Annotated in this window: 6 protein-coding genes; all 6 read right to left on the bottom strand. The window is 63.2% G+C overall.

Going from position 1 to position 6,194, the window contains the following annotated elements; all coding sequences use genetic code 11:
- Positions 1-75: 75 nt before the first annotated feature.
- Complete coding sequence (locus K9857_RS29285) at positions 76-696, bottom strand: ABC-type transport auxiliary lipoprotein family protein (protein ID WP_224541892.1); 621 nt, start codon at positions 694-696, stop codon at positions 76-78.
- Positions 693-1,631 (bottom strand): MlaD family protein, encoded by a 939-nt coding sequence (locus tag K9857_RS29280; RefSeq protein WP_224541890.1) that lies wholly within the window; start codon positions 1,629-1,631, stop codon positions 693-695. Before K9857_RS29280 ends, K9857_RS29285 begins: the two co-directional genes overlap by 4 nt.
- Before the next feature lies 1 nt (position 1,632).
- On the bottom strand, positions 1,633-2,436 hold the full coding sequence (locus K9857_RS29275) for an ABC transporter ATP-binding protein (RefSeq protein WP_224541888.1): 804 nt from the start codon (positions 2,434-2,436) through the stop codon (positions 1,633-1,635).
- Positions 2,433-3,581: an ABC transporter permease gene (locus tag K9857_RS29270; RefSeq protein ID WP_224541886.1), complete on the bottom strand. Its 1,149-nt coding sequence runs from the start codon at positions 3,579-3,581 to the stop codon at positions 2,433-2,435. Before K9857_RS29270 ends, K9857_RS29275 begins: the two co-directional genes overlap by 4 nt.
- A gap of 53 nt (positions 3,582-3,634) precedes the next feature.
- Positions 3,635-4,663, bottom strand: a complete 1,029-nt coding sequence (locus K9857_RS29265) for a DUF5924 family protein (RefSeq protein WP_224541884.1) — start codon at positions 4,661-4,663, stop codon at positions 3,635-3,637.
- Between the two features lie 79 nt (positions 4,664-4,742).
- Positions 4,743-6,128 carry a M16 family metallopeptidase gene (locus K9857_RS29260; protein WP_224541894.1) on the bottom strand — a complete coding sequence of 462 codons (1,386 nt, stop codon included), beginning with the start codon at positions 6,126-6,128 and terminating at the stop codon, positions 4,743-4,745.
- Between the last annotated feature and the right edge of the window lie 66 nt (positions 6,129-6,194).

Here is a 6,194-nt window from a genome sequence, read left to right as displayed (position 1 = left end):
GATGGGACTGCTGCGCAGTCCAACGGGGGCAAGCCCCCTCGCCACAAAAAGCAGCACCATTCGAGCCTCAATAAATCAGGGTCTTGGTGGCGGCGCGACTTTCTGGCCTTGCTCCACAGCCCACGCCACCACCTGCGCCGTCAGCTGATCGCTGGCCTGCCCAAACCCGGCAACCACCGCCGGCACCTTCACATCGCTCAACGGCTGGCGCACTTCAAAGCGGCGGCTGGCGAGCAGTCGCTGGTCATAGCCGCGCACCAGCAGCGCATCGAACCGCACGACGACACTGGCGGTCGTGCCCTGATACTCGGTCTGAAACGCCTGCAGGCTGCCGCCCAGCTCCAGGTCCGCCTGGAAATTGCTGTCGTCGGTACTGAGCAGCGTCACCCGGCCATCGCGCTGGAACCCATCCAGCAGACGATTGCGCAGCAGCACCGGCGCCGGGTCGCTCCAGCGCGAACCCTTGTAGCTGCTGATCACATCGCCCTGGGGAATGACCGCAATATTCGGGCTGTTCAACGCTTCGCTGGCCTGGGGTTTGTTCAGGCGCAGCGACCAACGCTGCACCGTGCCATGGCTGGCGCTGCTTTGCGCCGCCGGCAACCGATACAGATTGAACGGCTCTGGCTCGGGCAGGATCGAGCAGGCGCTCATCAATGTGAAGCTGGCGAGGAGGGCGAGGTGGGTCAGCTTCATGGGGTGAATTCCTTGTGCTTGTCACTGCCCAGCAGGTAACCGCTAGGGTCGGCTTCCAGACGATTGGAGATCGCCCGTAGCGAGGTCAGGGTTTCACGCAGCTCCCGTATCGCCGGGGCCAGGCCATTGAGGCCCTGCATGCCGCTGTTGAGCGAATCCTGATTGGTGGTGAGCAACTGGTTGATCGTCGCGCTGCTCTGTTCCAGAGACTTCATCGCCTGACGGGCGCTGCCGAACATTTCCTTGCCCTGATCGTTGAGCAGGCCGTTGGCGTTGCGCATCAGCGCCGAGGTCTGTTCCATCATGGTGCTGGCCTGTTTGCCCACCGACGCCAACTGCTGCATGGCCGCCCGGATATCGCCCCGTTGTTCGGCAATGACTCCGGTGGTTTTTTCCAAGTGATCGAGGGTCTTGCTGATGCGTTCGATGTTTTCGGTGGAGAACATCATGTTGGCGTTGTGCATCAGCACGTTCACGCCGGCAATCAGGTCGTTGCTGTCGGTGAGCAGGCGGGCGATGGGCGAGGGCGCGGCGATGATGGTCGGCAGGTTGCCGTCCTTGCCCTTGAGCGTCGGGCTCTGTGGCGTACCGCCGCTGAGCTGGATGATCGAGGTACCGGTCACCCCGGTCAGCGCCAGCTTGGCCTGGGTGTCTTCCTTGACCGGCGTGTCGCCGGCCAGGCGAATCCGCGCCAGCACCCGGCGTGGGTCTTTCGGATCCAGGCGCAGCTGGATCACATCGCCGACCTTGATCCCGCTGTACGCCACGGAACTGCCACGGGACAGACCGCTGACCGCCTCGTTGAACACCACTTCGTAATCCTTGAACTCGGTGTCGACGCTGGATTTGGCCAGGAACAGGCCGAAGAGCAGGGCGCCCGCCACCACAATCACGGTGAACAGGCCGATCAATACATGATGGGCTCGGGTTTCCACGTCAGACCTCGTTGAGCTGTTGGGCGGCTGTCAGTGCCGCGCGGCCGCGAGGGCCATGGAAGTATTCGTGAATCCACGCGTCGTCGGTTTCCGAGACGACATCGATGGCATCGGCCACCAGCACCTTTTTCTGCGCCAGCACCGCCACCCGATCGGTGATGGTGTAGAGGGTGTCGAGGTCGTGGGTCACCAGGAAAACGCTCAGGCCCAGCGAGTCGCGCAGGGTCAGGATCAATTGATCGAAAGCGGCGGCGCCAATCGGATCGAGGCCGGCGGTGGGTTCGTCGAGAAACAGGATGTCCGGATCCAGCGCCAGGGCCCGCGCCAGCGCCGCGCGCTTGATCATGCCGCCGGACAGCGAGGCGGGGTACTTGTCCGCCGCCGACAGCGGCAGTCCGGCCAAGGCCATCTTCACCGCCGCCAAATGCTCGGCATCGTCACGACTCAGGCCGGCGTGTTCGATAAGGGGCAGGGCGACGTTCTCGGTCACGGTCAGCGAAGAGAACAGGGCGCCTTTCTGGAACAGCACGCCGAAGCGCCGTTCCACCAGCGAGCGCTCGTGTTCGGACAGGCTCGGCAGGTTCTTGCCGAAGACCCTCACCTCACCCTCGCTGGGCTGACGCAGGCCGACGATGCTGCGCAACAGCACCGACTTGCCGCTGCCGGAACCACCGACCACCGCAAGGATCTCGCCCTTGTACAGGTCCAGGTCGAGGTTCTCGTGCACGCTCTGGCGGCCGAAGCGATTGCACAGCCCACGAACTTCGATCACCGCCTCGGCGGGGGCTCTGTGTAGACGACTCACCAGCTGATCTCCATGAAAAACATCGCGGCCACGGCGTCGAGCACGATCACCACGAAAATCGACTGCACCACGCTGGAGGTGGTGTGCGCGCCGACGGACTCGGCGCTGCCGCTGACCTTGAAGCCTTCCAGACAGCCGATGGCGGCGATCAGGAAGGCGAACACCGGCGCTTTGACCATCCCCACCAGGAAGTGCTGAACGCCGATGTCCTGTTGCAGCAGCGACAGGAACATCGCCGGCGAGATATCCAGCGACACCGCGCAGACCACGCCGCCGCCGACGATCCCCGCGACCATCGCCAGGAACGTCAGCATCGGCAACGCGATCAGCAGGGCCAGGACCCGTGGCACCACCAGCAATTCCATCGGGTCCAGGCCCAGGGTGCGGATGGCGTCGATTTCTTCGTTGGCCTTCATCGAGCCGATCTGTGCGGTGAAGGCACTGGCGGTGCGCCCGGCCATCAGGATCGCGGTCAGCAATACGGCGAATTCACGCAGGAAGGAGAACGCCACCAGGTCCACGGTAAACACCGTAGCGCCGAAATTGGCCAGCACCGTCGCCCCGAGAAACGCCACCACGGCGCCCACCAGAAAGGTCAGCAGGGCGACGATGGGCGCGGCGTCCAGGCCGGTCTGTTCGATGTGCGCGACCATCGCCGTGACCCGCCAGCATTTGGGGCGAAACAGTCCGCGCAGGATGGTTTCCAGAATCAGGCCGACGAAGCCCAGCAGTTGCAGGGTGTCCTGCCAGACCGTGTCCACGGCGCGACCGATGCGGGTCAGCAATTGAATGCCGACGTTGATTTCCGGTTCCTTGATCGGCACGCAGAAGTCGGTCAGCGAACGGTAGACCGTCTGCAGCAAGGCGCGGTCGGCGGCTGAAATGGTGCAATCGGGGTGTTCGGCGGAACGCCCAAGGCGCTCGGAGCCCAGCAGTTCCACCAGCAGCGAAGCGCCGGCGGTATCCAGGGCGCCGAGGCCGTTGAGGTCGATGCGGGTGTTGGCGTCGTATTGGCCTTCGAGCTTTTCGCTCAAGTGCTTGAGGTCGGCGTAATGGGCGAGCGTCCAGTCTCCCGTCACCCGGATCTGAGGTGGGGAGAGCGAGGTGTCCAGTCGGGCATTGCCGGCCACTGCGTTACTGCTCATAAGCTCCGTGCTTTCAAATGATTACGCGAATCTACGTAATAGCACGAACCCGGTTACTTTTCTTTGGTCGGTGTGCTGTCCGTGATATCAAAACGCAGCACGCCGATGACCTGACCGTCTTCGGTCAACACCCGGACCTGCCACTTGCCCGCCGGGTTGCCGGGGAAGTTCTGCTTGTGGGTCCAGGCCCGATAGCCTTCCTTGCGCCCGCCGTGGATATCCAGGGCGATGCGATCCACCTCTTTGCCGTTGAACTGCCAGACGTGATAGATCCGCTCGTTGAGACCGCGCGGGGCATTGATCGCGGTGTAGGCATACAAGCCATCGCCGCGGATCTGCGCGACGCTGACTTCGTCCAGGCTCTTGCCCGGCGTGCGGTCCTGGACCTGAGTGCTGATGGCGACGTCGGTCATCCACAGGGTGGCCGGCGGCACCCAGGAACGCAGCACCCAGCCCACGCCGCCGATACCGACGGTGATGCTCAGGATCGCCAGAGCGTTGCGCACGGTACGGATCGGGAAGATCGACGCCAGGCTTGGGAAGGACAACAGCACCGCAATGCCCAGCGCCCACTTGAAACTCTGCGAGGTGGTCAGGTGCATGATCACCGGCAACGCGGTGAGCAGGGCGGCGAACAGGGTCAGGGTATGCAGTGCCAGGAACGCCCATCGCCGTGGCGCCAACCATTTGTAGTACAGGGGATCGATGATGGAAATCAGCGCAGCGATGCCCAGCAGGCCAGTGAAAAACAGCTGGCCGCTGTTCCAGGTGGTGGTGATGAAAAAGAACGGCAGGACGAAAAACAGGCTTTCCTGATGGATCATCTGCGTCGCGTAGCGCAGCAGCGGCTGGGGAATCTCGCGCTTGAAGATCCGGGCGAACAGCTTGGTCAGGCTGTTTTCCAGCATCAGCCAGACCCAGCTGATAAGCATGATGGTGGTGATCCAGCTCGCCAGCCCCTGTTGGCGATCCACCAGAATGAAGCTGCCGACCCCGGAGACAAAACCGCCAAGCGCGATGACCCCGGGGTAGCGCTTCATCAGTTCGAGGATGCGCTGTACGAAAAGGGTCAGGTTCTGCATTCGGCGGTTCACATCAGTCGTAGGAAAAATCCCCGACAGGGTACCGCTGGCAGGGCGGCGTGGCGAGCCTCGGCAGCTGCTACAGGGTCCGTGTCGATCTTCGATATAAATGCCAACCCAGAATTGTCAGGACGAGCAGGCCCAGCCCACCGGCAATTACCCACAACACCTGATCATCGCCGAGCAGCGGCTTCTCGATCCGGATATACCCCGGCTGCATCAGCAATTCACGCATGGCCTTGTTGGCTTCCGCCAGCGTCACCGACTGCAACTCCTTCGCCGGATTGGCGAATCGCCCGTCTTCGTAGTCGCCGATGGCGCTCCAGTAGTAATCGGCCAGCGCGCTGTTGCCTTGCACCGCCCAGGACTGGCGGGCGATGGCGGCCTGCTTGAGGCGGTTGAAGGTCTCGGCGTTCAGGCCGTTGAGCAGTTGCGCCTTCAGCTCCTCCAGCACCTGCTGCGCCTTGTCCACATCGTCCCGTTCAAGGTCCGCGTTCAGGCTCATGAAGCCCACGCCGCCGAACACCTCGCGCTCGGCCCAGGGCCCGTAGGACAGGCCGTACGCCAGACGCAACTGGCGATAGAGCGCCCAGTCCAGATAGTCCTTGAGCAGATCGAAGGTCTGGTCGTGCTGATCTTCCAGCACCGGCTCCGGCACCAGCCAGTGCAGCTTGGCTCCGTCGCCGACAAAGCCGCGGATCAGGCTGCGCTCATGGGCGGCGCTGGATTTGATTTGCGGCAGTTCCGGGTGGGCGGTCGGCTCGATCGGTTTGAGCGCACCGTAGGTCCGCTCCAGATAGGCCGGCAGCAGGCGATCGAGGTCGCCGACCACGATCAGCGTCATGTTGTTGGGCGCGTACCAGTCCTTGCGCACCTTCTCCAGTTGCTCGCGGGTCAGTTGATCGACCTCCGCGCGCTCGGAACATTTGAGGCCCAGCTCGACGGCCAGTTGCTTGCTGGCGCTGTGCCCCAGATCCTGGCGGTCCAGCCAGCGTTGCAGATGAGAGTAATGGCCGCCGTCTTCGCGCTCGACCACTTGTTTGGCGGCATTGACGGCGTTGTCGTCGAATCGGGTCTGGGTCAGCAAATCCAGCAGCAGATCGAGGACTTTGCGCTGGTTTTTCGCCGGGGCTTCGATCACGAAGGTGGTGTCGGCGTTGCTGGTGAAGGCGTTCCACTCGCCGCCCAGGGCCTGCATGCGCTCCTCGAGGCCGCCTTCGCCGCTGGCGTCGATGCCGCTGAACAGCAGATGTTCGAGCAGGTGTGGCAGCTCCTTGTCGGCGCATTTGAAATCGTCGATGCCGACACCCACCACCAGCCGAATCGCCACATGCCCGCGCTCCGCGCCCGGCTTGAGCAGGATTTGCAGGCCATTGCGCAGGGTATAACCCTCGACCTGGAAGCGATCCAGGGCAAGGGAGGGCAGTGAACCGAGCAACAGACAGGCGAACAGCAGGCAACGCATAACGAGCTTCCATACGGCTGATTGGAGATCCGAGTCGCTTTTCAGGGCGCCATCGCGAGCAGGCTC

Source organism: Pseudomonas sp. REP124 (genome assembly GCF_020164475.1).
GTDB lineage: Bacteria > Pseudomonadota > Gammaproteobacteria > Pseudomonadales > Pseudomonadaceae > Aquipseudomonas.
The sequence above is the reverse complement of the archived record's forward strand: the minus strand, read 5'-3'. Positions and strand labels throughout refer to the sequence as shown.

Coding starts and splice junctions, on each gene's coding strand:
- K9857_RS29270 (WP_224541886.1), bottom strand. CDS start 3,581: ATGAGCAGTAACGCAGTGGCCGGCAATGCCCGACTGGACACCTCGCTC.
- K9857_RS29260 (WP_224541894.1), bottom strand. CDS start 6,128: ATGCGTTGCCTGCTGTTCGCCTGTCTGTTGCTCGGTTCACTGCCCTCC.
- K9857_RS29265 (WP_224541884.1), bottom strand. CDS start 4,663: ATGCAGAACCTGACCCTTTTCGTACAGCGCATCCTCGAACTGATGAAG.
- K9857_RS29285 (WP_224541892.1), bottom strand. CDS start 696: ATGAAGCTGACCCACCTCGCCCTCCTCGCCAGCTTCACATTGATGAGC.